This is a genomic window from Nibrella viscosa, assembly GCF_039541875.1.
GTDB lineage: Bacteria > Bacteroidota > Bacteroidia > Cytophagales > Spirosomataceae > Nibrella > Nibrella viscosa.
Genome location: NZ_BAABHB010000003.1, coordinates 608115 through 634915, shown reverse-complemented (window position 1 = coordinate 634915; position 26801 = coordinate 608115). Strand labels below are relative to the sequence as shown.

General features: G+C 53.4%; 26 protein-coding genes. 13 read left to right on the top strand and 13 right to left on the bottom strand.

Features of this window, described 5'->3' with window-relative positions:
* The first annotated feature begins 79 nt into the window (after nt 1–79).
* On the top strand, nt 80–1414 hold the full coding sequence (locus ABD931_RS11260) for a hypothetical protein (protein ID WP_345267028.1): 1335 nt from the start codon (nt 80–82) through the stop codon (nt 1412–1414).
* A gap of 334 nt (nt 1415–1748) precedes the next feature.
* Here ABD931_RS11260 and ABD931_RS11255 read toward each other — a convergent pair whose 3' ends face one another.
* The gene (locus ABD931_RS11255; protein WP_345267026.1) at nt 1749–2906 is read right to left on the bottom strand and encodes a hypothetical protein; all 1158 of its coding nucleotides are present in this window, start codon (nt 2904–2906) and stop codon (nt 1749–1751) included.
* Nucleotides 2907–3018: 112 nt separating this feature from the next.
* Here ABD931_RS11255 and ABD931_RS11250 point away from each other — a divergent pair, with 112 nt between their 5' ends.
* The 6 genes from ABD931_RS11250 (at nt 3019) to ABD931_RS11225 (ending at nt 8840) form a co-directional block, all read left to right on the top strand.
* A complete protein-coding gene (locus ABD931_RS11250; protein ID WP_345267024.1) occupies nt 3019–3630 on the top strand; it encodes a Cj0371 family chemotaxis-regulating polar lipoprotein in 612 nt (203 codons plus the stop codon).
* A 14-nt stretch (nt 3631–3644) separates the two neighbouring features.
* A complete protein-coding gene (locus ABD931_RS11245; RefSeq protein ID WP_345267022.1) occupies nt 3645–4139 on the top strand; it encodes a hypothetical protein in 495 nt (164 codons plus the stop codon).
* Between the two features lie 52 nt (nt 4140–4191).
* Entirely contained in the window at nt 4192–5364 is a 1173-nt protein-coding gene (locus tag ABD931_RS11240; RefSeq protein WP_345267020.1) for a glutathionylspermidine synthase family protein, read from the top strand.
* Between the two features lie 117 nt (nt 5365–5481).
* A complete protein-coding gene (locus tag ABD931_RS11235; RefSeq protein ID WP_345267018.1) occupies nt 5482–6687 on the top strand; it encodes a parallel beta-helix domain-containing protein in 1206 nt (401 codons plus the stop codon).
* 4 nt (nt 6688–6691) lie between these two features.
* On the top strand, nt 6692–7726 hold the full coding sequence (locus ABD931_RS11230) for an SO2930 family diheme c-type cytochrome (protein ID WP_345267015.1): 1035 nt from the start codon (nt 6692–6694) through the stop codon (nt 7724–7726).
* A 55-nt stretch (nt 7727–7781) separates the two neighbouring features.
* Entirely contained in the window at nt 7782–8840 is a 1059-nt protein-coding gene (locus tag ABD931_RS11225; RefSeq protein ID WP_345267013.1) for a sensor histidine kinase, read from the top strand.
* Between the two features lie 4 nt (nt 8841–8844).
* Here the strand turns inward: ABD931_RS11225 and ABD931_RS11220 are convergent, their stop codons facing one another.
* From ABD931_RS11220 to ABD931_RS11210, 3 genes are all read right to left on the bottom strand, one after another.
* Nucleotides 8845–9717 carry a hypothetical protein gene (locus ABD931_RS11220; RefSeq protein ID WP_345267011.1) on the bottom strand — a complete coding sequence of 291 codons (873 nt, stop codon included), beginning with the start codon at nt 9715–9717 and terminating at the stop codon, nt 8845–8847.
* Between the two features lie 144 nt (nt 9718–9861).
* Nucleotides 9862–10488: a phosphoribosyltransferase gene (locus ABD931_RS11215; RefSeq protein ID WP_345267009.1), complete on the bottom strand. Its 627-nt coding sequence runs from the start codon at nt 10486–10488 to the stop codon at nt 9862–9864.
* 72 nt (nt 10489–10560) lie between these two features.
* Nucleotides 10561–11358 carry an SDR family oxidoreductase gene (locus ABD931_RS11210; protein ID WP_345267007.1) on the bottom strand — a complete coding sequence of 266 codons (798 nt, stop codon included), beginning with the start codon at nt 11356–11358 and terminating at the stop codon, nt 10561–10563.
* Between the two features lie 161 nt (nt 11359–11519).
* Here ABD931_RS11210 and ABD931_RS11205 point away from each other — a divergent pair, with 161 nt between their 5' ends.
* The 6 genes from ABD931_RS11205 (at nt 11520) to ABD931_RS11180 (ending at nt 16095) form a co-directional block, all read left to right on the top strand.
* Nucleotides 11520–12044 carry a RidA family protein gene (locus tag ABD931_RS11205; RefSeq protein WP_345267005.1) on the top strand — a complete coding sequence of 175 codons (525 nt, stop codon included), beginning with the start codon at nt 11520–11522 and terminating at the stop codon, nt 12042–12044.
* A gap of 123 nt (nt 12045–12167) precedes the next feature.
* Nucleotides 12168–12446 (top strand): hypothetical protein, encoded by a 279-nt coding sequence (locus ABD931_RS11200; RefSeq protein WP_345267003.1) that lies wholly within the window; start codon nt 12168–12170, stop codon nt 12444–12446.
* Between the two features lie 45 nt (nt 12447–12491).
* Complete coding sequence (locus tag ABD931_RS11195) at nt 12492–13436, top strand: alpha/beta hydrolase (RefSeq protein ID WP_345267001.1); 945 nt, start codon at nt 12492–12494, stop codon at nt 13434–13436.
* 594 nt (nt 13437–14030) lie between these two features.
* Nucleotides 14031–14378 carry a DoxX family protein gene (locus ABD931_RS11190; RefSeq protein ID WP_345266999.1) on the top strand — a complete coding sequence of 116 codons (348 nt, stop codon included), beginning with the start codon at nt 14031–14033 and terminating at the stop codon, nt 14376–14378.
* 188 nt (nt 14379–14566) lie between these two features.
* A complete protein-coding gene (locus ABD931_RS11185) occupies nt 14567–15271 on the top strand; it encodes a hypothetical protein (RefSeq protein ID WP_345266997.1) in 705 nt (234 codons plus the stop codon).
* Between the two features lie 113 nt (nt 15272–15384).
* Entirely contained in the window at nt 15385–16095 is a 711-nt protein-coding gene (locus ABD931_RS11180) for a hypothetical protein (protein WP_345266995.1), read from the top strand.
* Nucleotides 16096–16193: 98 nt separating this feature from the next.
* On the opposite strand, the gene ABD931_RS11175 is transcribed toward ABD931_RS11180, so the two are convergent.
* The 9 genes from ABD931_RS11175 to ABD931_RS11135 all read right to left on the bottom strand — a co-directional run bounded on the left by ABD931_RS11175 (nt 16194) and on the right by ABD931_RS11135 (nt 26768).
* Nucleotides 16194–17936 carry a GMC oxidoreductase gene (locus ABD931_RS11175; protein ID WP_345266993.1) on the bottom strand — a complete coding sequence of 581 codons (1743 nt, stop codon included), beginning with the start codon at nt 17934–17936 and terminating at the stop codon, nt 16194–16196.
* A 384-nt stretch (nt 17937–18320) separates the two neighbouring features.
* Nucleotides 18321–20486 carry a S9 family peptidase gene (locus tag ABD931_RS11170; RefSeq protein ID WP_345266991.1) on the bottom strand — a complete coding sequence of 722 codons (2166 nt, stop codon included), beginning with the start codon at nt 20484–20486 and terminating at the stop codon, nt 18321–18323.
* Nucleotides 20487–20558: 72 nt separating this feature from the next.
* Nucleotides 20559–20834, bottom strand: coding sequence for a hypothetical protein (locus ABD931_RS11165; RefSeq protein WP_345266989.1), 276 nt, complete (start codon nt 20832–20834; stop codon nt 20559–20561).
* 46 nt (nt 20835–20880) lie between these two features.
* A complete protein-coding gene (locus tag ABD931_RS11160; RefSeq protein WP_345266987.1) occupies nt 20881–22092 on the bottom strand; it encodes an endonuclease/exonuclease/phosphatase family protein in 1212 nt (403 codons plus the stop codon).
* Nucleotides 22093–22130: 38 nt separating this feature from the next.
* A complete protein-coding gene (locus ABD931_RS11155; protein WP_345266985.1) occupies nt 22131–23075 on the bottom strand; it encodes a DUF8428 domain-containing protein in 945 nt (314 codons plus the stop codon).
* Between the two features lie 74 nt (nt 23076–23149).
* Nucleotides 23150–24535 carry a sensor histidine kinase gene (locus ABD931_RS11150; RefSeq protein WP_345266983.1) on the bottom strand — a complete coding sequence of 462 codons (1386 nt, stop codon included), beginning with the start codon at nt 24533–24535 and terminating at the stop codon, nt 23150–23152.
* A complete protein-coding gene (locus ABD931_RS11145) occupies nt 24535–25215 on the bottom strand; it encodes a response regulator transcription factor (RefSeq protein WP_345266981.1) in 681 nt (226 codons plus the stop codon). Before ABD931_RS11145 ends, ABD931_RS11150 begins: the two co-directional genes overlap by 1 nt.
* 211 nt (nt 25216–25426) lie before the next feature.
* Complete coding sequence (locus ABD931_RS11140; protein WP_345266979.1) at nt 25427–26086, bottom strand: hypothetical protein; 660 nt, start codon at nt 26084–26086, stop codon at nt 25427–25429.
* Between the two features lie 13 nt (nt 26087–26099).
* On the bottom strand, nt 26100–26768 hold the full coding sequence (locus tag ABD931_RS11135; protein ID WP_345266977.1) for a DUF4136 domain-containing protein: 669 nt from the start codon (nt 26766–26768) through the stop codon (nt 26100–26102).
* Nucleotides 26769–26801: the final 33 nt, after the last annotated feature.

The following is a 26801-nucleotide window of genomic DNA, read 5'->3' as shown; positions in this document are numbered from 1 at the left end:
CCCTTAATCTCTGATAGGAGCTACACTATGAGCTTAAAAAATTCGGATAAAACCCATTCCTAAACTGTATAACCTGTATATGATTACCGCCGTAGAAAAACCTAAGCAAACCCTTACTACATTAAATTGGCATTTCGGGCAGACACTCCTGTTCCGCTTCTTTTTTATCTACCTGAGTGTGCAGATGGCCGACTCCTGGCTCTCTTTTATTCCGTACTCGAACTATCTCACCCAGTATTATTACCAGTTGACAGACTGGGCCGTACAAACGGCAAACGCCAACCTCTTTCATATTCGGGAGGTGCTGGTGTACCCTATGGGAAGTGGTGATACATCATGGAACTGGACGTGGCAGTGGCTGACTATATCCATTGCCTTGATCGGCTGCGTAATCTGGACTGTAGCCGATTGGAAACGCGGCCACTATAAACGCCTGAATTTCTGGCTCTGTCTATTCGTACGCTACTATGTAGCTCTCACCGCTTTTACGTATGGGATCATTAAAATATTCGCCCTACAGATGTCGTTTCCAAGTCTCAGCCAGATGGCGACTCCTCTCGGCGATTTTCTGCCGATGCGCCTGTGCTGGATGTTCATGGGGTATTCTACCACGTATCAGGCGTTTACGGGTGTTATGGAAACCGCAGTCGGGCTCCTACTGCTTTACCGCCCAACGGCCACCCTGGGCGCGTTGCTGGCCACCTTTGTTTTTGCGAACGTGATGATGCTCAACCTTAGCTATGATATTCCGGTAAAGCTGTTTTCGACCAACATGGTGGTTGCCTGCCTGTATTTACTGAGTAATGAATTCGAGCGCCTGATGTGCTTTTTTGTATGGAATAAACCGGCTGATGCGTGCAGCATTTACCACTATAATTACTCGCCAAAATGGATGCGCATTGGCCGGGTGGTCTTAAAAACAGTTTTTGTCCTGGTGGCAGTTATCGTTCCATTTTATATGGCCTGGCAACAATACAGCGCCATTGCCAGTCAGACCGATACGAAGCCATTTAGAAGCGGGGTTTATGAGGTTGCTTCGTTCGCAATCAACAATACGCCCGTTCAGCCGTCGCCTTCCGATAACCGTCGGTGGCAGGATGTGATTTTCGAGAAAAATGGGAACGGCAGCATCAAAACGTTAGATACGCTGTTTACCCAACGGTATAAACGGGGCTATTTTACATTCTCAGTAGACTCGACCAAACAAATGATTGATTTCAGGAAGCGGCAAACTGACAGTGTTGCATTCAAAGGGGTCATTCTATCCATGCGTTATCAGTTGGTAGACAGCAGTAGCATCAAGCTCTGGGGAAAACAAAAGAACGACTCCCTGCACGTGCTGTTGAAACGAACCAACCGCCAATTCCCGTTAGCCAAGAAGCAGTTTCACTGGCTCAGTGAGTATAACCGGTAAGCAACAACCATGTACATTAAAGACAAGCCCATTATTCAACTTTTTCAGCAACGAGACGGACAAAAAACCATCGTCAAACTTATTAACGGGAAGACATGTGACGTGTGAAACATTGCATGGGGCTATGATATTGGCGATGCCTTTGCTCATGTCACAACTAACATAAGTCCGGGCGTAAACAACGCTTCTATCGACTTTTTCTTCACACATGAAATTTCTGAGATTAGCGACAGTGAGTCCGGACGTATACTTTTCAGAATTTGAGTCTGTTTGCAAACAAACTAACCCGCTCATCTGCGTTTATAACGCGAGACGAGCGGAGGGACGAGCAAGGCTAAAGCCCATTGGTCCGTTTCTCCCCTACTCCTTTATCCCTTTCCTCCGTCAACACCACATACTCCAGCACCAGCGCCCAGTTGTGAGCCTCGCACCGCCAGCGGATGTGCCAGAAGGGCAGGCCCGCCCAGACATACACAAACGGGTTTTCATAGGCCGACAGCATACCAGCGACAAAGAAATGAAAGCCGGCAAAGTCTCTTTCAAGGTTCTCCAGCGACACCTCGGGCGGGAGACGGCCCAGCCGCAGCAGCGAGGTGGCCAGCAGGATCTTGTCCAGCCGGTTTTTCACTTTGTGAAACGCCAGTTCAGCATCATGTATGAGCTTTTCGCGGATGGGTTGTAGCGCCGGTGGGTCAAAGGCGGCAATGAGCCGGCTCAGGTGATAGATAATCAGGGAGGTACGGGCGTAGTTGTGGGCGCAGCGGAACGGATGTGTGCGGTAGCGGTTGGTGGCTACAATGGAACGCAGGAAGGTGAGGCTGTCGGTATCGTGCTGGTTCAGGGGCAAATTGTAGTGGTAAATGCAGTACAGCATATTGCTCAGCGCACAGGCATCGAACTCAATGGGCATATGTTTGCCGAACCAGGTAGAGTACGCCCTCAGTGACCGGTATTGCCGGAACGTATTCCTGATAGTCAGTTTGGAGCCGTTGGCGTGTTCTGTCAGCTTGGCTTTCAGCCACAGCAGTTCTTCCGGCGCGGGCGGACTTGTGAGGTAAACCATTGCCGTATCGTCAATATCGTCCGGAATACGGAAATGATCGAAGTGGCGCATCACCAGGCCGTGGGGGAAATGGCGCGACGGGTGCGTCTGGTAAAAATTATAGGTCTTCAGGCCATCCTTGTTGCGAAACAGTTCATAGGTAGATACGCCACGGGCGGCTATATCGTCAATCAGCCGTTGCGCATCAGTTGATACCCGGCTACGCAATTGACGGAGGGTAAAAATCGTTATAGCCGTAAAGAACACGTTGGTATCGGGCCGGCGATAGAGCCAGAACGGGTTGACGCGGTACGCGGGGAACAGGCCCCACGGAAAATAGCGTTCGGCACCCCGGCTGCCGCCCTTCGACTGAAGCTGCGCGATACGGTGGAGGATGTTTTCGGGAGCGAAATTCATAGCAGTTCCGGCAAAAATAAGTGATAAGCGCATACAATTGTGGGCTGCCTGAACCGCCGGTTGAATCCCACGACGCTTTGTCCCTAAAATGTTGTAACCGTACCCTTATCGTGTTAGTTTAGCTTAGTAATCAGGCAAACAGGCTATGACACCTTTACGAAAACATACGATTCTCCGGCGGGTCAAAGACATAACCATCGGGACCACCCTCAGCATTGCCCTGCTCAACGGTAGTGTGCTGCTGCAGAGCTGTGGCAACAACCGGAACGAGCAAACCGAACAGACCGAAACGGCATTTCGGGAGGGTGTGCTGACCTACATTACCGAAACGGCTCCCGGCAATTTCCGGATTACCGATGAAGTGCAGGCCGACCCCAGCCGCGCCGGCGCTATCGTAAACTATTACGACGGTCACCGCGATACCCTGAGCGTTGATGCGGCCAAACGACTGGTGCAGAACGACCCCTCCACCAGTCAGTACTTCAATAACCCGAACAACTACGGGATGCACCACGGCAGCGGTCTGGCCAATGTATTGCTGTGGGGAAGCCTGGGCTATATGCTGGGCCGATCCACCACACCCCGGTACGGCTACGAGCAGCAGTTCCGGTCGGGGGCCTATGCCAATCCGAATGTATATAACAAATCGACGCAACTGAGCGAGCGGGTACGTTCCTCCCGGATCAGTCGTCCGGCCGGCGGACGCAGCGGCTTCTTTGGCGGCAATCGAAGCGGCAGCCGGGGGTATTCATCTTAGTCCCGATTGTCTGTATGCTGCCAACGGTACCTCAGCGGAATATACTGGAATGGTTTCGGCCCACGGTGGCCGAGCGCTACGAAATCTTTCAATACTTCAGCCCCGAACTGGGACCGTTTCCGCGTGGGGTACTGACTATCAATGGTCCGCTGAGTGCCACTCTGGAAACCCGGTTCGGGACTTATACCATTCAGCGGCAGTCGCTGTTCACCAATCTGTTCGTCACAGACGTAACGGGAGCCCTGGTGGCCGAGGTACGGACCAGTTGGTGGGGCAAACGCCGGATGACGTTTTCCGACGGCCGGGAGTTTCATTTTTCGGCCTCCAATATGGTCCGCAGCCGCTGGCTCTGGAGCAATGCCGAAGGCGAGCCGAGGGCGCTGGTAAAGCGCAACCAAATTTTTTTCTCGCCGGAGTGGCCGGTCAAAGAAGGCCTGTCGGCGCTGATGGCGGGTATGACCATCTATTTTATGCTGACCAAACCCTCATTATTCAGTATGTTTTCCTGATAAGCTGCTTACTTTAGCGGCCGCGCCAGACCACCGGCTGCCTTTTTTGTTTATGATCCAACTCCGTCAACTTTCTGTGACGCCCGCCCAGCAGCTCCGCAATATCGGCTGGGACTGGATGCTGGGCAGCGATACCCTGCCTTACCTGACCAACGAAGCCGTGGTGGTCCGAACTGCCGAGGCCGAAGCGTATTACAAAGCCGCCAACCAGTTGTTCGATATGCTGGTGGAAGCCGGTCAGCACGTAATCGATAACCACCTGTTTGCCGAATTGGGTATCCCGGCAACGCTTATCGACCTGATCAAGCTTTCCTGGAATGACGAACGGCATATTCACCTCTACGGCCGCTTCGATTTTGCCGGAGGGCTCGATGATGAACCCATCAAGCTACTGGAATTCAATGCCGACACGGCTACCTGCATCCCCGAAACCGCCGTGGTTCAGTTTGCTCACCTGAAAGCCAACGGACTGGATGAGCAGCAGCAGTTTAACAGCCTCTACGAAACGCTGGTGGAACAGTTCCGCGAACTGGAGCGGCAAAACCCCGATCTGCCGCCTACCCTGCTGCTGTCGGCCATGCGGGGCGTTGCCGAAGATGATGCCAATGTAGCCGTACTGGGCGAAGCCGCCCGCGAAGCCGGTTTCGATGTGGATTACGACTACGTCGATAATGTCGAGTTTTCGGCAGGAGAAGGCGTATTCCGGCAGAATCCGGAGAATGGGCAGTTTGAGAAGTTCAGCTACTGGTTCAAACTGGTGCCGTGGGAGTATATCGGCGAGGAAGAACCCGACCTGGCACGAATCCTGACCGAAGCCACCCGCGCCCGGCAGGTGATGGTGCTGAATCCGGCATATACGCTGCTGTTTCAGTCGAAATACATCCTGAAAGTGCTGTGGGATCTCTACCCTTATCACCCCCTGCTGCTTAAGACCGATGCCCGGCCGCTCACCGACCGCCCCTGCGTGGAGAAAGTCTTATTTGGCCGGGAAGGGGCCAACATCCGGATTCTGGACGAACACGGCCGGGTGAAACAGGCCGCCGACGGCGATTATGGCGATTACCCCAAAATCTACCAGGAATACGTGGACATGCTACAGGACCCGGCGGGCAACCGCTACCAGGCGGGAGTCTTCTTTGCCGGCGAAGCCTGCGGACTGGGCTACCGACGGGGTGGGGTTATTATCGACAATGGTGCTCAATTTGTGGGCCACGTGGTCGATTAAGCCCTTTTCCTGCCGGTGAGGCACAACCGACAATTCTTCTGTATCTTTACTAAGGCTATTGCTCCCGCACGGCTCACAAATTCTGTGCAGGCGTTCTGCCCTAAAGCCTTGATCCGTATGAAACCCTTCCTGTTCACTATACCACTCCTGCTGTTAGGAACAGCCCTGTCGGCGCAGCCCGACGTACAAAAACGCTACCAGACCCGGCTCATCACCGCCGACGACGGCAGTACCATCGAGCTGGACGAAGGCCGCTTTACCTTCACCGGCAGCCTCTCGCTGGAAGACAAAAAGAACATCGTTATCCGGGGCAAAGGACCGGACAAAACCATTCTGAGTTTTAAAGGGCAGACCGACGGGGCCGAAGGCCTGCGGGTATCCAACGCCGAGAACATCATTATCGAAAACCTGACGGTTCAGGACAGCAAGGGCGACGCCATCAAGACCATGAACGTGAAGGGCATTACCTTCCGTAATGTGACTGTGGAGTGGACCGGTAAGCCCGGCCCGAACAACGGCAGCTACGGCCTGTATCCGGTGCAGTGCGACAAGGTAATGATTGATAATTGCACAGCTATCGGTGCGTCGGATGCCGGGATTTACGTGGGTCAGTCGCGCAATATCGTGGTAAAAAATAGCAAGGCCTACCACAATGTGGCGGGTATCGAGATCGAGAACTCGACCGATGCGGAGGTGTTCGGCAACGAAGCCTATGACAACACGGGCGGTATACTGGTGTTTGACCTGCCCGACCTGGTGCAGAAACGCGGGGGTCGGGTACGGGTGTACAACAATAGTATTCACAACAATAACTTCCCGAACTTTGCGCCGAAGGGAAACATCGTGGCGAAAGTACCGGAAGGAACCGGTGTGATGATTCTGGCAACGAGTCAGGTCGAGTTATTCAACAACCAGATCATCCGCAACAAGAGTCTGGGCACGGGCATTTTCAGCTACTACGTTACCGAGATTCCCATTAAAGACAAAGACTACTACGCCTATCCGACGGCTATCCACATCCACGACAACGTATATGAACGCAAACGCGGCCGCCCGACCATGAGTGGCCGGATGGGTAAGCTGTTCCGGTTTAAGCTTAAATTCGGCAAAGACGTGCCCCACATCCTGTACGACGGCATCATTGACCCGAATACCCGCGATGCCGCCGGCAATATTCGAACCGAGAGACGCATTTGTATTCATAGCAACAAAAACCAGAGCGTTGCCAACATCGACGCGGAAAACGATTTCAAAAACATTTCCCGCGATATGTCGGCTTTCGACTGCCGGCTGGAGCCGGTGCAGGTAGTAACGCAGAAGTAAGGACATGCGAACGATTATTGGTATCCTGTTACTTGCCTTAATCACCTACCTCTCCGTCGGCTACCGCCCGGCTACGGCCCCGAAAGAGAAGCTGTCGGAGTATGGCTTTTTTGCCGGCGAGATAGCTGGGCAACAACCCGCACCGGGCGTAGTACCGTACCGGCTCAATACGCCCTTGTTCTCTGATTATGCCGAAAAACTGCGGTTTGTGGTTATGCCCCAGGGGGAAACTGTTCCTTACAATGCTACCGAAGTGCTGGCGTTCCCCGTCGGTACCACACTCATTAAAACCTTCTATTACCCCAACGATTTCCGCGACCCAGCTAAAGGCCGCCGGCTGATGGAAACCCGGCTGCTGGTACATGAACCATTGGGCTGGAAGGCACTGAACTACGTCTGGAACGACGCGCAGACGGAAGCATTTCTGGAAGTGGCGGGCGACACAAAAACGGTAAGCTACGTGTTTGAAGACGGCAAAAAGCGCAGCCATGCCTACACCATTCCCAACCTGAACCAGTGCAAAGGCTGCCATAACCGCGAGGAGAAGATGATGCCCATTGGCCCGTCGGCGCGGCAGTTGAACGGCGACATGGCCTACGCCGGCACCCCTGAAAACCAATTGCTCCACTGGCAGAAAGCCGGCCTGCTTACCGGGATGCCCGACCTGAGCGACTGCCCCAGAGCACCCGTCTGGAACCAGCCCGAAACCGGCTCGCTGGAAGCCCGCGCCCGCATCTGGCTCGACATCAACTGCGCCCACTGCCACAACCCCAAAGGCCCCGCCATGACCTCCGGCCTAAACCTGAGCGTCGACGAAACCAACCCTACGGCGCTGGGCATCCTGAAAGCCCCCGTAGCCGCCGGACGCGGCTCGGGCGGCCGCGACTTCGATATTGTACCGGGCAAGCCCGATGCCTCCATCCTGCTCTTCCGTATGGTCTCCACCGACCCTGGTATCATGATGCCTGAGCTTGGCCGCAAAACCACCTATAAAGAAGGCGTTGACCTGGTACGGGCGTGGATTAAAGGAATGAAGTAATGATTTATTATCTTTAGTTTTACCTGACAAAGCAGTCTCTGCTGCTTGATTTACTGTGAGCCTAGTCAGCAAGAATATAGAGCGGCTGAACGATAAATGGATGCGCATTATCGGGGTGCCGGTGCTGGCCCTTCTTGGGCAATGGGTGATGTACGGTTACACCAATGTTCCGTACCCCAGCGACTGGCAAATCCCGGTGTTTTTTATGCTGGGCACCATGGTGGTCTGGGAATGCAACCGCTGGGGCATAATCATTTCCCGCCGGCATTTTCCGGATCTGACACAGACGCGGCCGCGAATCCTGTTCCAACTGGGTTGGTTTATCGTCTTTTCCAGCCTGGTCCGCATATCACAAACGTACCTGTACCACCTGCTTGGTCTCTGGCACACGGAACATGTCATTGAGTTCAGACCGTACTTTTTCAACACGCTGGTGTCGGTGGCCGGTACGGCGATGGCAGCGGCTTTCTACGAAGGCGTATATCTGTACCGGCGCTGGCGGATATCGTTCATTGAGGCTCAGGAGTTGAAGAAAGTAAACCTGCAAAGCCAGCTTGATTCACTGAAAACGCAGATTAATCCGCATTTTCTGTTCAACAACCTGAACTCGCTGTCGTCGCTGATTACAACAGACGCCCGGCAGGCAGAGGAGTTTCTGGACGAGCTGTCATCGGTATACCGCTATCTGCTTCAGCAAAACAACCGGGACCTGTGCCCGCTCACCGACGAGATTAACTTTATCAAAGCGTATTTCCACCTGCTCAAAACGCGGTACGGCGACGGTATCTTTCTGGAGATTAATGTAGAGTCTCAGTACCTCACCTATCTGATTCCACCCCTGACGCTACAGGTGCTTTTTGAAAATGCCATCAAACACAACATTATTTCGACTACCCAGCCCCTCTTCATCCGGCTATATACCCGCGACGGCAACCTGTATGTGGAGAATAATCTGCAAAAAAAGAAACTGGCCGTTCCGTCAAACCAGATTGGCTTGCAGAACATCATCATGAAATACCAGTTACTGGCCCAATCGTCGGTGCTGGTGCGTGACGACGATGAGACGTTCCTGGTCGGTATGCCTTTGATTACCCCTCTGCGGGAAGTGGTCTGAACGCTTATTTTTTCGTCGGCAGTTTGCCCTGCAGGTCATACAGGTTTTTGGTTTTGATGTTGTAGCGGGCTGTGTAGGTATAGCGGACCGCAAAACCCAGCGTCATGCCGTCGCCGTTAGCGCGGAGCGAAGCCGTTTGGTACGGGTGGGTATTGACCCGGTATGTCAGGTCGGTTGCCAGCGAGTTGCCGATACCCCAGTTTCGCCGGGCCACCACGCCAACATCCCAGCGCCCCGATATGCGGACATTGTATTCAAGGCCGAGTTCCAGCAGGCCGCTGGGTTCGCGGCTGGTTGCCGTGCGACTGATGAGCAACAATGTATCTGGAGCCTGCCGGAAGCCCCGGTAGCCCAACCCCTCCAGCGTAAAGCGGTTGCGCACATTGCCTGCGTTCGGAACCAGCCAGGCACCGGCGGTAAGCCAGAACCCCGACCGCCGTTCTTTCCGGCTGGTCGACAAAATCATGTATCGTGACCGGAAAACAAAGCCGTTTTTCTCATTCTCCAGCCGAATGGCAAAGGAAGGCTGGCTGTTGATGATGAGCGAACTATTGATGGGTGAACGGGCATAGCCCCATTCCAGCCCCCAGCGGTCGCGATCGGTAAAGCCAATCAACGCGCTCCAGCCGGTGCGGGTAACCGATTGGGTACTGATGAGCCCATTGAACGAATTGTCCAGCCGGCTGAGGTCGGTCCGCAGAAAACCCTCTCCGGCCAGGTACCAGCGTTCGGTTACCTGATAGCCGTTCTTGAAGCTCCACTTCTCCAGGTTGCGTCGTTCCTTACCGGGCAGGTAGTAGTCGTACAGGCTTTGGGCCGACGAAACAGCCGGTAGGAAGAGGGCAAAATACAGTAGTAAGGAAATGTATCGATTCATAGGCAGACCGGTTGGATAAATATAATGTCGGGCCGACTGATTGTCAACCATATATACCGAAAAAAGATATAGATCGTTGCAAAATAATCGGCTTTTTTATTTAACAGCAACGATACGTATAAATTTAATCGGGAATGGGTTACGTTAAGCTGAAAAATGATCGGCCCTGGTCAATAAATCAATAACTTCTTCATCTGATGTCTGGTTAAAACGCCGGTAAAACTGCCCTACGGCCTGAAAGTCTTTGGGCACCAGCGGACAGATCAACTCGTCTACCTCTCGGGCTACCCGCCTTATGGCCTCAGGCGGCCCTACGGGTACCGCCACTACCAATCGGGCCGGTTGCCGGCTCCGCAGCAGTTCGATGGAAGCCAGCAGGGTCTGTCCGGTCGCAATGCCGTCATCCACCACAATCACCAGGTTACCGGCCAGATCGGCGGGCCTTTTTTCGCCCCGGTAGCGCCGGTACATTTCCCGCAGAAGCTGCTGAATACGGGCCGTCTCTGCTTCAATATAGTCGGCCGGTACAGCAATCTTTCGGGACAGTATCCGTCCCTGTAAACTAACCGCGCCGATAGCCAGCTCCTTTTGGTTCGGATGCCCGATCTTCTTGGTGAGCAAGATATCCAGCGGAAAATGCAGCACCTGAGCGATGGGGTACGCCACCGGCACCCCACCGCGGGGTATGGCTAGCACAATACCATTTTGACCCTCATAGTGTTTTAATAGAGGAATAAGTGCCAAAGCTGCATCCGTCCGATCCTCATACATGGGCGTAGTTGATTGGTTTGCTGGTTGATTGGTTAACCAGCAAACTAATGAACCTGTTAACCAATTAACCAATCACCCCATTAGCAAGGATTCGGCTCCGTCAATCCAGATGGGTGTACCGGTAATATGGCGGGAGCGGTCCGAGGCCAGGAACAGGGCCAGATCAGCGACCTCCTCGCTGGTACCGGGCTTGCCGTCGGTGAGCGGAATTTTTCCCTCCGGAAACTCTACCGGCTCTTTTTCGGCTTCGATATTGCGCCGTTGGGTATTGTCATCAATAGCGGTTTCAATAGCACCGGGGCAGATCACGTTGACGCGGATGCGATGTTTGGCCAATTCAAGTGCGGCCATCTTGGTAAACGCTACCTGAGCCGCTTTGGTACTAGAGTAGGCCGTAGCGCCGGTATTGCTGAAAATGCGCGTGCCGTTGACCGAGGCCGTAATAATGACCGAGCCACCCTGCTTTTTGAGCAGCGGAATGGCGTACTTCACCGTCAGGAAGGTTCCCCGCAGGTTGATCTTAATGGTTTTATCCCATTCCTCCGGCTCCAGCTCTTCAATGGGAGCCCAAACGCCGTTGATACCGGCATTGGCAAAAACAACATCAAGCCGGCCCCACTGGTCTTCGATCGTCCGGATGGCCTGTTGCATGTCGTCTACCTCTGCAATATCGGCCGTTACCAGCATGGCTTCTCCACCAGCCTGTTTAATTTCGTCGACTGTTTCCTGCAGTTCATCTTCGGTCCGGCCCAGCGCTGCAACCTTCGCGCCCTGCCGGGCAAACAACATAGCGGCCGCCTTACCGATTCCCGACCCGGCACCGGTAATCAGGGCCACCCGGTTTTCTAATTCCCGATTCTGATTTGTCATGATGAGTGAGTGAAAATGCGTTCTGTTTCTCATAAGCCGCCCGGCTGGGTATTTGTTACGGAAATACATAAAATGTTAGCTAACAGAAGCAACCGAGAAAAGGGTGTTTTTTGTTGGGCAGAGTTGCTACTTTAGCGGAAACCATTTATAGCCAACCTGCCATGAAACAAGTAGTAGTTGCCACCGCCCTCCTCTGCCTGCTCACCATCTCCGCTGGATTCGGTCAGAAAGTTGATTACGACAAAAAAGTAACCGAACTCGGCATCACCCTCTACGCCCCCTCAAAACCCGTGGCCAACTACGTCAAAGCCGTTCGTACGGGCAATCTGCTGTTTCTGGCAGGCCATGTTTCTACCCGAGCCGACAACAGCGGTATCACCGGTAAAGTGGGCAAAGACCTGACGGTTGAGCAGGGCTACGAAGCTGCTAAAGTGACTACCGTTTCCCTCCTCTCTACCCTGAAAGCCGAACTGGGTTCACTCAACCGGGTGAAGCGGATTGTGAAGGTAACCGGGATGGTCAACTGCCTGCCCGACTTTGCCGATCAGCCCAAAGTCATCAACGGCTGCTCCGACCTGCTGGTGTCCATCTTTGGTGATACTGGCCGTCACGCCCGCACGGCCGTCGGCATGACCATTCCGCTGAATTATGCGGTTGAAATTGAGATGGTCGTGGAAGTTGAATAAGTCGTTTTTAGAGGTGTAAACGGGGCATTCTTCGTCTGGAAGCGTGTATTCGGTGAGATTAAGTGGCAAGCCTCCGGCTGATTGATCTATCTTTGATTCATTAATCAGCCGGACAACTCGGGCGTGTATGTCAACCAGAGCGGTGACGTCAAAGTAGCCGTCGACAAAGAAGAGGGCCATGTGGTAAGTATACTGCTAACCATGCCCAACGGGCAGGTAAATGCCTCCGAACAGATACCGAAAAACAGCACGGCGCTACAGGCTCGCTTTGATGTGAAGAATCGGGAAGATGGCCGGTACACCGTGAAGATCATCGATGCCAATACCGTAACCGAACAGCACACTACCCTGAAAACCGAAGCATCGGTGCAGGCAGTTAAACGCACGATCTCCGTTCTCTAAGTTGCTACCGCTTTTGTTTTAGTAAAAACCAGCTTATGTCCTTGTATGAAATCCATATTCCGGTTGTTACCTGCCTTTCTGTTCGTATCGCTTCCGCTGCTGGCCCAAACTAGTACCTCCACCCCGCTGACACTCGACACGCCTACGGGTAAAATAGCCGGTACACTTATAGTACCCTCGGCCACCAAACCGCCTGTTGTGCTGATTATTGCCGGCTCCGGCCCTACCGACCGCAATGGCAACAACCCCATGATGACCAACAACTCGCTTAAAATGCTGGCGGAGGAATTGGCCAAACAGGGCATTGCCTCTGTACGCTACGACAAGCGGGGTATTGCCGAAAGCCAGCCCGCCGGTGGCAAAGAAGAAGACCTGCGCTTCGACACGTTTATCAACGATGCAGTAGGCTGGATCAACCTGCTGAAAGCCGATAAACGATTTTCAGGAGTAATTGTCCTGGGCCATAGCGAAGGGTCGCTTATCGGCATGGTAGCCGCCAATCAGGCGAAGGCCGACGGCTTTATCTCGGTAGCGGGTGCCGGACTTCCGGCCGATAAACTCATTCGGGAGCAAATGAAGAACCAACCACCCCAAGTCGCCGAGATGGTGAATCCGGCGCTGGATAGTCTGGTGCAAGGCAAGTGGGTAAAGAACGTGAACCCCATGCTGGGGGCGCTGCTTCGGCCCAGTGTTCAACCCTACCTGATCTCCTGGTTCAAGTACGACCCGCAAGTCGAGATCAGGAAACTGAATATGCCGGTGCTGCTTGTTCAGGGCACCAGCGACATTCAGGTCAGCGAAGAGCAGGCCCGGCTGCTGGCCAGCGCCAAACCCGATGCACAACTGGTTATTATCGACCGGATGAACCACGTGCTGAAGGAGAGCGAGAAAGAGATGCAGGCCAATATAGCTACGTACAGCAATCCAACATTGCCGGTAATGCCGGCGCTGGCGACGGCTGTCGCGGGTTTTATTCAGAAAAAAAAGTAATGATTTAAAACTTGCTGTATACCGGAAGAATATGGACGCTTTACAGCAATTTTTCGCCCAGCAGGGTTTCGATGACAACCGGGCAGGTAGCTATCTGTTCGCTGTTTCTCCCCAGAACCTATTAGTACCCAACCATTGTGTCCCAGAACGAGCAGGGCGCCAATGAGAACACGTCGTTTCTGAAGGCAGGCATCAGCCTGTGATTTCTGCCGGTTGGCCGGAAGGACAATCCATCTTCATTCTATACTTATCTGGCTTACGTCCGTTCTGGCTTATGTCCATGGATTAAACAAGAAGTACGCCGGCGATAATAGAGCCATGCTCGATGCCGGATTTCGCTGGATGGTCTGGCAAGGCCTGAACTTGCGGATGGTGCTGCGTTACCGGCCGCCCCTGGTCACCGGGTAAAACTCAACTCTACCCCCGGCAACAGTTTTTCTTTTTTCTTCCGCTAATTGCTTTCTCATGCCTGAATGAAGCGCTCAACCCGTAATCAACACAAACAGACCGGTCTGCTGCTGCTGGTCACCAGCTCCGTGCTGATGCCCAGCGCTGCTCAACAAATGAGATCAACAAGCTGTTGTGTATTTGTTTATGCAAAACATCAGCCTATACCTTATGGCCGGCATCTACATAGTCGCCGGCATTCTTCATTTTATTTCGCCCCGGACGTATATGGCCATTATGCCACCGTATATCCCCTACCCCCGGCTAATTGTAGATATAAGCGGTTTATTTGAAATACTTTTGGGAGTCGGCTTGCTGTTTTCCCAAACCCGTTCGCTGGCGGCCTGGGGATTGATTTTGCTGCTGGTCGCCGTATTTCCGGCCAATATTTACATGGCTACGTCGGGTAAGTTCCCAAACATTCCGCAGTGGCTGCTATGGGCACGGCTTCCGTTGCAGGGCATACTTATCTGGTGGGCAGGCCGCTACATATGACCACATCCTCACCAGCGCCGGCATCTGGTGACTTCCGTATTCTAGTCCAACCTACACACAGCCACCTTACCGGTTCATACTCTCCGGTAATTCTTTAGCAATTTACCCACTCCTGCTCATCCGGTTTGACGCCAAACAAACCTACTACTACCAGGTTTATTTAGTATACAGCCAAACCAGATAAGACAATGAAACAAGCAACTCTGTATTTGTTTGTCTTACTGGCACCGGCCTTTACGGCGTGCCGGCAAGACACTGATGTTGATCCGGATACCGAAGTAGTACTGGTCAACTCCGATTTCAGCAGCGGCACCGACGGCTGGACCGGAGGTTTTACCGACTACAGCATTCATCAGGAAGGCCTTATGAATTTTCGGTTTGAGCATACCACCCTGCCGGCTCCGCTAAATACCAACGAGAAAGCCCTGCTCCTCTCCGGGAAGAATGCTAGTGCCAACATGTTTATGTTTGTGAAGCGGAAGATCAGCGGGCTACAGCCAAACACCTCATACACCTTACTGTTTGAACTGGAAATGGCTTCGCAATATGCCAACAACAGCGTGGGTATTGGCGGCTCACCGGCTACTTCCGTCTATGTAAAGGTAGGCGCAACACCCACCGAACCCGTGAAGGTCAGAAACGGTGACTTTTACAACCTGAGTATTGATAAAGGCAATCAATCGAACAGAGGCAGGGATATGATTGTGATTGGGCATGTGGGGGCCGGTGATGATGTGAACGAATACCGGCTGATTCAACGCAGTAATCAGGGGCTGCCCTTTACAGCCATAACCAACGACAAAGGCGAACTCTGGGTAATTGTCGGTACCGACTCCGGCTTCGAAGGCATCACTTCCCTGTATTACAACACTATTAGCATTACGGCTCTTTAACGGCTTTTTTTGGATATTTCTTACGGTTCTTCCAACCCTCTCCCGCCTATGCGGGTCTTTTCGGTACATACCCGGGTAAGTTAGTTTATGTTTTATTCACACTCCAGTAAATTATGAAACGAGTAAGCATTCATTTTTTTGCGTTAATAACGCTGGCTTTCAGTGCCTGTCAGAATGACCAACCTATTAATCCAGGGACCGGAGCGAACAACGTGCTGGTCAATTCTGACTTCAGCACCGGTACCGACGGCTGGACAGGCGACTACACCGACTACAGTGTTCAACAGGAAGGAATCATGGATTTCAGTTTCAAGCACGAACCCCTGCCGGCTCCGCTCAATACAGCCGAAAAGGCGCTGAAGATCTCCGGCAGCAACCGCAGCGACGACATGTTTATGTTCGTGAAGCGGAAAGTAACCGGCCTGAAAGCCAACACCGACTATCGCCTGAAGTTTGACCTGGAAATGGCCTCGCAGTACGCCGATAATAGCGTCGGCATTGGTGGTTCACCGGCAAAGGCCGTATTTCTGAAGGTCGGTGCATCGGCTACAGAACCGGTGAAGGTGAAGAAAAACGATTATTATGAGTTGAGCATCGACAAAGGTAACCAGTCGAGTGGCGGCAAAGATATGATTGTGATTGGGCATGTAGGGGCCGGGGATGACGTAACCCAGTACAAGCTGATCCAGCGTACCAATCAGGAAACGCCATTCACGGCCAAAACCAACGACAAAGGCGAACTCTGGGTGATTGTCGGTACCGACTCCGGTTTTGAAGGCATTACTACCCTGTATTACAACAAGATTAAGGTAACGGCGCTTTAATGTAGTTTGAAGTTTGTAGTCTGAAGTTTGTAGTTGCTCCGCCAGCTTAACCGCTATGGTTCACTTTTAACTACAAACTTCAGACTACAAACTTCAAACTACAGGTTCTTCTTCTTCACCTGATCAATCAGATACTCCGAGGTGCGCATGGCGGAGGCCAGAATGGTCCACGTTAAGTTTTTGTCTCCCTGAGAAACGAAGGGCGCGGCATCGACCACAAACAGGTTTTTAACGTCGTGCGCCTGCTGGTATTTGTTCAGCGCCGATTTGTTCGGATCGTTGCCCATGCGGACCGTGCCCGCTTCGTGGATGATACGACCCGGTGCCGCCAGACCGTAGTTCTGATTGGCACCCGGCTTGTTGCCCAGCGGAATACCACCCATAGCGTGGATGATCTCCTCGAAGGTATCCTGCATGTGCTTGGCCTGCTTCACCTCATTGTCCGTCCATTTGTAGTGGAACCGTAACGTCGGGATCCCGTATTTATCGACATTGTTCGGATCTATTTCGCAATAGTTGCTTTCCAGAGGCACCGGCTCACCCCGGCCCGACATGCTCACGTAAGCTCCGTAGAACCGGCGCACATCGTCTTTCAGGGCGGCTCCGTAACTCACCCGTTGATTTTTGTCGCGGCCTGGTGCCAGGTGGTTATGCGAGGTAATACCGTTCATGAAACCGTAGCCCGGCATCCCCATACCGCCACCGTATTCGATATGGTAACCACGGGGGAAATCCAGTTTCTTGTTATCCAGCCACCAGGGTGTATAGACGTGCATACCGCCCACCCCATCTTCGTTGTAGCGTTTGCGGTCCATCAGCGCCGGTACGAAGCCCGAGCGCGAAGCCCCTGTTGAGTCATTCAGGTACTTGCCCACTACCCCACTCGAATTGGCCAGACCATTTGGGAAACGCGCCGATTTGGAATTCAGCAGCAGCCGCGCCGATTCGCAGGCGCTGGCCCCCAGCAGCACCGTCTTGGCCTGAACAGTAATTTCCTGTAGCGTAACCGTGTCCACGTACGAAACGCCGGTAGCCAGCCCCGTCCGGGCATCGGTGGTTACCTCGCGCACCATCGCGTTGTTGCGCAGCTCGACGTTTCCGGTTTTGACGGCCGGGATAACCAGTACCGATGAGGACGAGAAATCGGCATAGGCCTGACAGCCCCGGTTGCACTGATGGCAGTAAAAGCACTGTCCCCGGTCTTTGTTGATGGGCTTGGTCAGGATGGAGAGCCGCGACGGAATTACCGGAACACCGATGCTGGTAGCCGCTTTTTTGAGCATCAGCTCGTGCAGACGCGGCTTGGGTGGGGGCAGAAAGAAACCATCCGGACTATTGGGAAAGTTCTCTACTGACCCAAAGACGCCAATGAGTTTATCGACCTGATCGTAATACGGCTTAATGTCTTCGTAGGTGATGGGCCAATCGTCGCCGATGCCGGTCAGCGAACCGCGCCGAAAGTCATCGGGACCGAAGCGGAGCGAAATACGGCCCCAGTGGTTGGTGCGGCCGCCCAGCATCCGGGACCGAAACCAATGGAACTCGGTACCATTTTTGGACGTATAGGGTTCGCCTTCCAGTTCCCAGCCGCCCCAGGCCGCATCAAAATCGCCACCCGAGCGGGCAAACGTACTGGCTCCGCGCCGGGGCGACTCGTAAGGCCATTTTAACTGGGTGATATACTTGGGATCGGCCGGGTCGTAATAGCCACCGGCTTCGAGCAGCAGGACTTTGGCACCGGCTTTAGCCAGCATGTAAGCGGCCATACCACCACCGGCTCCCGAGCCAACAATTACGGCATCGTACACGGCGGGGGCTTTCTTAATCTCAAAAAGGTCCATATAGACAAGGTTAGGGAACAGAAGGATTGACAGATCGTTCCGTTCAGAACGCTCAATAACGTAAAAAGCAGAGAAAGCCGGATACCTACTATAATCTACGAATCAAGCATATTACCTGACTTCATAGCATTGATCACTATTCGGGCGTAATCGATTCCCGCAATCCAGTGAATCGGATGTTTGATCGGTTTGAATGCATTGAGTTTGTCGCCCTGACAAAACACCAACTCCAGACTTTCCATAAACCAGGAAGGGTGAAAAAAGCATACGGAATGCCTGACTCCCTGATCAGCTGATGCCCTTGCATCCGTATTTCGTTGACGAAGATGGCGCCTTGTGCAAAATAGTTGCGATAAGCCCTCTGCGTTGGTGCAGGATTTACGTCTACCTCGCACCGGGCGGGCAATGCTCCACCAGGAATTTGGTCATCAGCGTATTCAGATGCCGGCGGGTGCCGGGGCCTTCGGAGATACCGTGGCTGCGGTTCGGATACGCCATCAGTTGAAAGGGTTTGTTGAAGCGCACCAGCTCGTTGATGAGTTGCTCGGCATTGGCATAATGCACGTTGTCGTCGCCGGTGCCGTGGACGTACAACAGGTTACCGCGCAGATTTTTGGCGTGGGTAATGGGCGACCCGGCCACGAAATCTTCGCGGTTTTCCTGGGGTATGCCCATGTAGCGTTCCTGGTAAATGTTGTCATACAGCAGTTGGTTGGTCACGGCCGCCACGGCAATGCCGGTCTGGTAAATATCCGGGTACTGAAACAGCAGATGCAGCGTAGTAGCGCCCCCGCCACTCCAGCCCCAGACCGCTACCCGGCTGGGGTCTAAATACGGGCGCTGCTGGAGCAATTTCTTCGTACCCATCGCCTGATCGCGGATGTTGATCCGGCCGATCTGCCGGTAAATGGCTTTGCGCCAGGCAGCTCCTTTCAGGGTAGGTGTTCCCCGATTGTCGAGGGCTACATAGCAATAGTTGGAATCCAGGGTATTTCGATCAAAATCCCCGGCCAACCCGGTCTGGTACGTATCGTTGGTGGTTACCGAAGCCGGTTCACCGTAGACGTGGAACAGGACGGGGTACTTTTTGGTACTGTCGAAGCCGATGGGTTTTACCATCCAGCCGTCCAGGGTAATGCCGTCGTCCGTTGTCACGGTAAAGAATTCTATGTTCCGCTTTCTGGCCGGAGCCCGGTTGGCCGGCGTATTGCTGCTAATGACTTTATGGTCGGGCAGGTGTACCCACTCCTGGACCGGGGCCACCCGGTGGCTGCTGAATGTATGCGACGCCCACTGACCGTTCGGCGAAATAGTATAGGTATGGGTACCAGGCTGATCAGCGGGCGACAGCCGCTGAAGCACTCCCTTGCCGTCGGCTTTTATGCGATACAGATACCGTTGGGTGGCATTATCCGGCGAGGCTATCAGGTACGCATAATTGGTTTTCTCGTCCAGCGTCAGGTAGCGGGCAACATCGTACGCGCCGGGGGTCAGCAGGGTTTCCTTCTTCCCATCCCGGCTGATGCGGTACAGGTGCCGCCAGCCGTCTTTTTCAGACAGCCACAGAAACGACCGGCCGCCTTCGGTCCACCACCAGCCCAGCTCCGGTGAGGGCTTGTTGGCGTGTTGCTGCGGGTCAATCCAGGCCTGACTGGATTCGCTGTAAATAGGCCGTACCGAACCATCGGCGGCTTTGGCGATAAACAGCGTGGTCTGGTTCTGCTTCCGGTTCATCTGCTGCACAATGAGCTCCGGTGCGTCGGGCGTCCATTCCATTCGGATCAGGTAATGCTGCCGGGGGTCGCCGGGGAGCTTCAGCCAGGTGGTGGGGCCACCGGTTGCATCGATCACCCCGATCCGGGCTGAAGAGGGTGTCTCGCCTACTTTTGGGTATTCTACCGGAATGGTAAAGGAGTAGGTCGAGTCGATGGTATTCAGCATCAGGTAATCCCGGATGTTGGAGGCATCAATCTGCCAATAGGCAATCTGTTTGCTGTCGGGGCTCCAGCGAAAGCCATCGCGCAGGTAGAACTCTTCTTCGTAAGCCCAATCGAAAGTGCCGTTGATGAGCTTGCGGGTACCGTCTTTGGTAAGCTGTACTACGTTTCCGCCGTTCAGATCCTCCACAAACAGATTATGCTCGCTCACATAGGCGACCTTCTGTCCGTCGGGCGAGAGTTTGGCAAACATCAGCGACTGGGCCGGCCGGCCTTTACCGATCTGGCGCAGTTGGTTGCGGGTACGGTCAAGCACCCAATAGTCACCCCGTGTATTGGCCCGCCAGACGCGGGCGGTATTGGTAAACAGCAGCAATTTTGAGCTATCACTGGTAAACGCGTAACCGGCAATTGGTATAGGCTGGTTTGTAACCGGGTTGGTCAATTGCTGCCGGGACACGACCACGGCAGTCTGATTGCCGGGCAGGGTGGTGCGGATAATGGTACCACCAGAACTACTAAAGTAAGCGTTGCCGTCGGCCAACCACTGAACCTGGGCCGCAGCCACCAACGGAAATCCGAAAAGCAGGACAAGCGAAACGAGTCTGAACATTATTTGGTGATGATTATTCGGTCAAAGATAACCCTCCATACCTAAAATTGCCCGGTATACATGCAAGAAGGCTCAGATAGACGATTTTACCTGGGCCTTCTCGCATTCCTTATTCGCAACAGGAAGTTCCTCTTCTCCAATATCATCCGGCAGCCGTTTGAACCAAAGATTACGCACCCGACCGTTCGACATCCGACAACAGGAGACCTGACTACCCGGCTCAAAATTCAGTTCCTTTTGCCGCCTGACCAGGTTAAAGATGTGCTCTTTCGTGATCACATTATCCATCTGGCAGCCGGCCATGACCAGCAGGTTCCATTGATCACGCAGCCCGCTGATGTGATGCATCAGGTGACGGATGGTTATGACCAACTAGCCGTAAGACAAAAGCTGTTTAATTCTGGGCTATTTCGCGAATGGTCGTCTTTCGCTGTGCAACGCCCTCCGCCGGAGCGTTCAGCGACGTCTTCAGCACATAGTGGGCCATCACCGGAAAATGATCGGAGAAGGAGACTTTGGATAAAGTTTGGCAGGATCTGACCGCCCAGTCGGCGCTGAAAAACTGCTGGTCGATGCGGACGCAGTACGGGTGCCGGTTGAGGGTAAAGCCCAGTCCCTCACCGGCCTCCTCAAAGGCGTTACGGAAGTTCAGGCTCAGCTTACCGTAGGAGTACCCGAAGGGCGTTTCGTTGAAGTCGCCACAGATAATGACCGGGTACCGGCTGCCCGCTACGTAGGATTCTACTTCTTTAAGCTGCCCGTTCCGGTGTTCAAATCCTTTTTTCAGCCGGCGAAACGTGTCGTACAGTTCAAACCCGACCTTCTGCAGATCGCCGGCCTTAAGCGCATCCATAGCCTGATTGATGCGTACGCCCATAGACCAGAGATGGACATTCACTACCCGAATGGTATCGGCCCCGTAGGCGATGTCGGCGCAGAGGAAACCGTTTATATCCGGCTCATTGTCCCGGTCCCAGATCCGGCTGTAGTGATTTATAATCGGATATTGCGAGAACAAAGCCAGGCCAACCTGCCGGTCGGGGCCAAACGAGGTCAGCTTTTCCAGTTTATAGGCATACTCACCTTCAACCCGGCGGTTAGGCGAATACTCCTGAAAACAGGCAATATCCGCCGTCAGCAAGCCCTCATCAAACAGGGTAGCCGATGCTTCGGGAAAGGTTTCGCTGTTAAAGCTGAGTACCTTCAGCGAAGCCGCCTGGCTGGTGGTCACGTCTGTTAGGCCGGCACCAATCAGCCGTTTGACGACCGGCAGCGAAAACAGCACCCAGATCAGGCCGGCGGTGGCCATCATTTTCTCCTGCCGGCAGAGCAGGTAAATACTGGCAAACAGGCCGGACAGAATTGCCAGCGGCAGGGTCATCATGATAAACCCCGTCAGCCAGTGCCCACCGATGGGGTAGTGGCAGAACGCCATCGTGAAAAACAAATAGCTCAGGGCGGCATACGCCACCGGAAACGTTCGATATTGGTTAAAAAGCCAGATCGCAAGACCCAATAAGTCCTGCCGAAACGGTTGTATGGCCGACCATAGAGAAACAATAGAGGTAGCAGGCCCTAACAGGAGCCGGTTTCCAGGGAATTTCATACGTGTAGCGAATGGGAGTTGGAGAAAGCACTTACTACTTACTTCACATCAAACCGGCCGTTGCCGATTTGGAATCCTTCGGCGTATAATTCAACGGTATAGCTGCCGGACTTATAGGGCGAATCTTTCCAGAACAGAATGTCAATACGCTGATCGTTGTTTTCGAAGGGCACAGCCTGGCGGGTGCTATACCCGATCTCCCGGCCCTCATACCAGGTTATGCCACCAATGCCGTTATCACTGACAACCGCCCCGTTTGGGTCGAGAATACGCACGTAGATGTCTTTCGTATTCTTCACCGCCAGCGGGTTGGCGGGTATCACAAAGGCTATTTTCAGCCGGTCGATGCGTGAGGCTTTGTACGAGCCGCCACTACGCTCTTTACCGTTGCCGGCTACGGCCAGCACCTCTACATTGACAGCTTTCATGGCCGAAGCCAGCGTTACCTTGCTGGTCAGATCAGCATTCTGGCGCGAGTAGGCCACCACCGTCTTCGACAGCGCTTCTTTTTCCTGCCGCAGCCCCTCGTTTTCGTTCAGAATGAGTTGCTTCTCCTGTTCCAGCGTACGCGCCCGGCTGAGCAGCGAGCCGTTTTCACGCCGGAGTTGCCGGATGTCCACCTCGTTCTGCGTCAGAAAGTCTCTGTACTCGCTGATTTTATGGCGGTAACGCAGGACAGAAAAGTCCAGATCGTATTTCAGTTTCTGCTTATCGGTTTCCAGTTGCCGGCGAATCTGCTCCAGTCGGGTAACATTGCCCCCCAACTGCCGCACTTCCGCCATCTTTTGGTCCAATACGATAGAGAGGGAATCCAGACTGACCTGCGTCGCAGCCAATTGCTCTACTTTGGTGGTCAGCAGTTTCTGAACTTCGAGTGTTTCGTTGCGGGAACCGATAAAGAGATACCCCAACAAAGCCACCACCCCGATGAGGGCCCCGATGGTCATGTTCAGGTTTCCCTGTTTGTTGCCTGTAACGTCCATGTTTTATGTTTGACAGGTAGTGTGCCACAAAGCAACAACACCGAACTTAAGGGCGACTTAAGCCCACTTTAAATTCACCTTAAAACGGATGAAATTGGGAGGGTCAGGGTAAACGTGGTACCATCATGGGCAGACTGCACGTTTATGTCACCCTGGTGAATCTCAGCCACCTGAGCTACCACCGCCAGTCCTACGCCATGTCCTTTGCTCGACTGAGCCGTGGCATTAGCCCGGAAAAACGGCTGAAAGATATGGGGCAGATCAGCCGCAGGTATCGGCAAACCTTGGTTGTAAACGGCTATTCTGATGGTCCCTTCGCTGGCGGCAAACGTCACAACTGCCGTTTGGGCAGGTGAAAACTTACAGGCATTATCCAGCAGGTTCATCAGCAGCACTTTCAGCGCAGCTTTGTTTCCCTGCACGAGCAGGGCCTCTTCATCATCGGGGAAAGCCGTAAAGTCAAGCCGGATCTGGTAATTAGCATGCCATTGCTGTAGCTGGTGTTTAGCCTCCCAGAGCAGTTCATCCATCCGAACAGGTTCCATAGGCAGGTCTTTGGCCTGGGCCACCGTGTTTGCCAGTTCCAGCAGCGTATTGGTTAGTTGTGCAAGTGAGCGGGTATCCTCCTGCAGCGACCGGAGCGTTTTTTCGTAAACCTCCGGCTCACGCTTCTGAATCAGCGCGACATCGATCTGTGAACTGATGCGGGTCAGGGGATTTTTGAGTTCGTGCGACACATTCGCAATAAACATCTTCTGCGTATTCAGGGCCTGCTCAATACGGTCGAGCAACTGATTGAACGTAGCCACAAGTACCCCAATCTCGTCGGAGCGGTTCGGGTGCCGTACCCGTTGCTGCACATTGGCCGGAAAGATGGTATTCACCTGCCGGACAATACCCGACATGGGGGCCAGCGCCCGCCCGGCAAAAAACCAGCCCGACACGCCCAGCAGCAGCACGGCCGCCAGCACCATCACGATCAGAATCCGCCTTAGATCGTCCAGGGCATCGTTGCCGGCCTGGTCGATACCGCTGACGATTACCCAGTTGCCGCCCCCCCCCCTGGTCAGGTGAATGGCCACAAGCTGATAGTTGTCCTGTTTCAGATATAACGTTTGCGACGCCGGATCGAGCTGCGGGATAAATTGTTGGTGAAAGCGGGCGTTTGCCGGGTTTGTAGAGAAGATGACCTGCTTTGTCTGCTCGTTATAGACCGAAATATTCTCGTTCAGCAGCGGTTCCCGGTTGGGCGTCTCAATCAGCCGTAAGATCGTACTATCGGTCTGTTGCAGATCAAAAAGCAGGGTGGTGGTTGTGATAGCCCGGTCCTGCAGCCGTTTATAAAAGCGTTTCTGGAGATAAAGCCGGCTAAAAAAATAAACTCCCAGGGAAAAGAACAGCAGGATAACCGCTACGATAAGGATAAACTGATAGGTAAGCCGGGTGCGGATGTTGATCATTACGACGGCAACTTTACAACGTACCCCATTCCGATCTGGGTATGCAGCAATTTAGGCTCAAAATCCTTGTCGATCTTCTTGCGCAGAAAATTAATGTACACTTCAATCACGTTGGTTCCGGTATCGAACGTCACATCCCAGAACTTCTCGGCCAGCTCTACCTTCGAGATTACCCGGCCCTGATGGCGCAGAAAGTATTCGAGCAGTTGGAATTCTTTGGCCGTCAGTGCAATTTCCTTACCGGCCCGAATGACCTTTTTAGTGTCGGGGTTCAACTCCAGATCCGAAATTTTCAGCAGGTTAGCTGTTTGCCCCAGCCCACCCTGCCGACGCGTAAGCGCCCTGACCCGCGCCATAAACTCCCGAAACTCAAACGGTTTGGGCAGGTAGTCATCCGCGCCGGCATCAAGGCCAATTATCTTGTCATCGGTAGTACCCAGCGCGGTGAGCAGCAAAATGGGAGCCTGAACCTGAGCCTCCCGCAGTTTGCGGCATAAGTCCAGCCCATTGATACCCGGCAGAATAATGTCGGAGATAATGAGGGCATAGGCCTGGCGGGTAGCGAGCTGAAAGCCTATAGCGCCATCATAGGCAACATCTACTTCGTATTGATGCTCCTCCAGCCCCTGCTTAATGCTCTGAAGGGTCTTAACCTCATCTTCGATGACCAGAATCTTCATAACACCCAATCGTTCAAGGTGTAAAGGTACGGATTTAGAGGCTGTTCTCATGCCTGGGTATCAGCCGTACTCAGTATCAGACAATAGACCTTATACATTGGACAATAGACGTCTCTACCCTGGTTTAGTTAATTTAACCGCTACAGAGACCGTGTCTAAAATCCAATATCTAACGTCTACTATTCAATAACGCGCTTGAAACAACCGGTGCTCAATACCAGCGATACGTCAGACCGGCCGAAAGCAGCAGGTTCTGATTGTTGTTGATCTCAGCGTAGTTGTAAAAGATCTGCTGATACTGGGCTCGCACATCTAGGCCCAGGCCACCTTCGCGCCGACCGAACAGCTTAAATCCTACCGCCGGAGCAATAGCGCCACTAAACCGAGCCTCCTGGTCGGCCAGTGTACCCCAGAATTTGGTGTAATTCACCCTGGCAACGCCCCCCCCAAGCTGTACATACGGGCGGAAGGCTGCTGCGTTATCAGTAAAATAATAAGCCGCTGTTGCCATAGCCGGTATGATGGTGAGCGTGCGGGTCTGCACCGCCGAAATTGCTTCGGAATCGAACTGGTAGACCTGACGCGGCAGGCGCTCCTGGGTGTACTGGTAACCGGACAGTAACCCAAGCGAAAACCGCTGCGGAAACATCCACTCCATCTGCACAACGGCATTCGCCGGCGAAACCCGGTTTATGTAATTCGTTTGGGTACCCATTGGCACCGCTACCCCATAATGGGCCGACATATTGAAGGTAACGTAGCGATTGAAGGGTGTTTCAAAACTGATCCTGGGTCTGTTTACGTAATCATCCTGCGCCAGGGTCACAGTCACCGGTATAACCAGCAACAGCATCGACACTATCTTTCTCATGTTGGTTTCTTAGTTATCGGGCCGCCTGCAGATACGGCGCCTGGTTAAACACAGCATTAACAATGTTGTTAACGGACTGCTCATCAAAAATGCCGTCACCCCGAACCTGCGCCTGGAAGATTACCCGAAGCTGGTTTGCATTGGTGCCCGTACCGGAGTTGACCGGGCCGTTTCGCAGGTCCACCATCTCGATCAGCCAGTAATTCTCCTGCACCTGAAAGGTGTAGTAGCTCTGATAATACGGAGAGAAACCACCAAAGCCGGGGCCGAACCCAGGACCAAAACCCGGTCCGAAGCCCCACCAATCCATAAAGAAGGGCGAATACGGTAATGCCGAAACGCCGGTAAAGCGGTTATTGACCCGAATAACGGCGACACCCAGATCTGGGTTCTGCCCCTTACCCACGCGCTGAAAACCACGAGCCGTCAGATTTTCGGTTACCCGGTTTATAACCTGACGCTCAGCTAATGTTAGCGATATTCGCGATTGATTGTTAGATGCCACCACAACGGAATCCGGCAGGCTGAACGTGCGGTATTGACTGAAATTGACTGACCGGTCGTAATTCGTTATAAACACCTGACTATCGTCCACACTCAGGTCATCCAGTGCATTATCCCGACAGGACACCAGGCTGCCGCCAACTCCTACAAGTCCTATCCAGACGGCAACAGCTCCCATACGAAGTTTTCCTGATACATTGATCATGTTCAC

What these genes read in the sequence shown, in the direction of transcription:
- ABD931_RS11260 (WP_345267028.1), top strand. Translation starts at nt 80, where the DNA reads ATGATTACCGCCGTAGAAAAACCTAAGCAAACCCTTACTACATTAAAT.
- ABD931_RS11255 (WP_345267026.1), bottom strand. Translation starts at nt 2,906, where the DNA reads ATGCGCTTATCACTTATTTTTGCCGGAACTGCTATGAATTTCGCTCCC.
- ABD931_RS11250 (WP_345267024.1), top strand. Translation starts at nt 3,019, where the DNA reads ATGACACCTTTACGAAAACATACGATTCTCCGGCGGGTCAAAGACATA.
- ABD931_RS11245 (WP_345267022.1), top strand. Translation starts at nt 3,645, where the DNA reads ATGCTGCCAACGGTACCTCAGCGGAATATACTGGAATGGTTTCGGCCC.
- ABD931_RS11240 (WP_345267020.1), top strand. Translation starts at nt 4,192, where the DNA reads ATGATCCAACTCCGTCAACTTTCTGTGACGCCCGCCCAGCAGCTCCGC.
- ABD931_RS11235 (WP_345267018.1), top strand. Translation starts at nt 5,482, where the DNA reads ATGAAACCCTTCCTGTTCACTATACCACTCCTGCTGTTAGGAACAGCC.
- ABD931_RS11230 (WP_345267015.1), top strand. Translation starts at nt 6,692, where the DNA reads ATGCGAACGATTATTGGTATCCTGTTACTTGCCTTAATCACCTACCTC.
- ABD931_RS11220 (WP_345267011.1), bottom strand. Translation starts at nt 9,717, where the DNA reads ATGAATCGATACATTTCCTTACTACTGTATTTTGCCCTCTTCCTACCG.
- ABD931_RS11215 (WP_345267009.1), bottom strand. Translation starts at nt 10,488, where the DNA reads ATGTATGAGGATCGGACGGATGCAGCTTTGGCACTTATTCCTCTATTA.
- ABD931_RS11210 (WP_345267007.1), bottom strand. Translation starts at nt 11,358, where the DNA reads ATGACAAATCAGAATCGGGAATTAGAAAACCGGGTGGCCCTGATTACC.
- ABD931_RS11205 (WP_345267005.1), top strand. Translation starts at nt 11,520, where the DNA reads ATGAAACAAGTAGTAGTTGCCACCGCCCTCCTCTGCCTGCTCACCATC.
- ABD931_RS11195 (WP_345267001.1), top strand. Translation starts at nt 12,492, where the DNA reads ATGAAATCCATATTCCGGTTGTTACCTGCCTTTCTGTTCGTATCGCTT.
- ABD931_RS11190 (WP_345266999.1), top strand. Translation starts at nt 14,031, where the DNA reads ATGCAAAACATCAGCCTATACCTTATGGCCGGCATCTACATAGTCGCC.
- ABD931_RS11185 (WP_345266997.1), top strand. Translation starts at nt 14,567, where the DNA reads ATGAAACAAGCAACTCTGTATTTGTTTGTCTTACTGGCACCGGCCTTT.
- ABD931_RS11180 (WP_345266995.1), top strand. Translation starts at nt 15,385, where the DNA reads ATGAAACGAGTAAGCATTCATTTTTTTGCGTTAATAACGCTGGCTTTC.
- ABD931_RS11175 (WP_345266993.1), bottom strand. Translation starts at nt 17,936, where the DNA reads ATGGACCTTTTTGAGATTAAGAAAGCCCCCGCCGTGTACGATGCCGTA.
- ABD931_RS11170 (WP_345266991.1), bottom strand. Translation starts at nt 20,486, where the DNA reads ATGTTCAGACTCGTTTCGCTTGTCCTGCTTTTCGGATTTCCGTTGGTG.
- ABD931_RS11165 (WP_345266989.1), bottom strand. Translation starts at nt 20,834, where the DNA reads ATGCATCACATCAGCGGGCTGCGTGATCAATGGAACCTGCTGGTCATG.
- ABD931_RS11160 (WP_345266987.1), bottom strand. Translation starts at nt 22,092, where the DNA reads ATGAAATTCCCTGGAAACCGGCTCCTGTTAGGGCCTGCTACCTCTATT.
- ABD931_RS11155 (WP_345266985.1), bottom strand. Translation starts at nt 23,075, where the DNA reads ATGGACGTTACAGGCAACAAACAGGGAAACCTGAACATGACCATCGGG.
- ABD931_RS11150 (WP_345266983.1), bottom strand. Translation starts at nt 24,535, where the DNA reads ATGATCAACATCCGCACCCGGCTTACCTATCAGTTTATCCTTATCGTA.
- ABD931_RS11145 (WP_345266981.1), bottom strand. Translation starts at nt 25,215, where the DNA reads ATGAAGATTCTGGTCATCGAAGATGAGGTTAAGACCCTTCAGAGCATT.
- ABD931_RS11140 (WP_345266979.1), bottom strand. Translation starts at nt 26,086, where the DNA reads ATGAGAAAGATAGTGTCGATGCTGTTGCTGGTTATACCGGTGACTGTG.
- ABD931_RS11135 (WP_345266977.1), bottom strand. Translation starts at nt 26,768, where the DNA reads ATGGGAGCTGTTGCCGTCTGGATAGGACTTGTAGGAGTTGGCGGCAGC.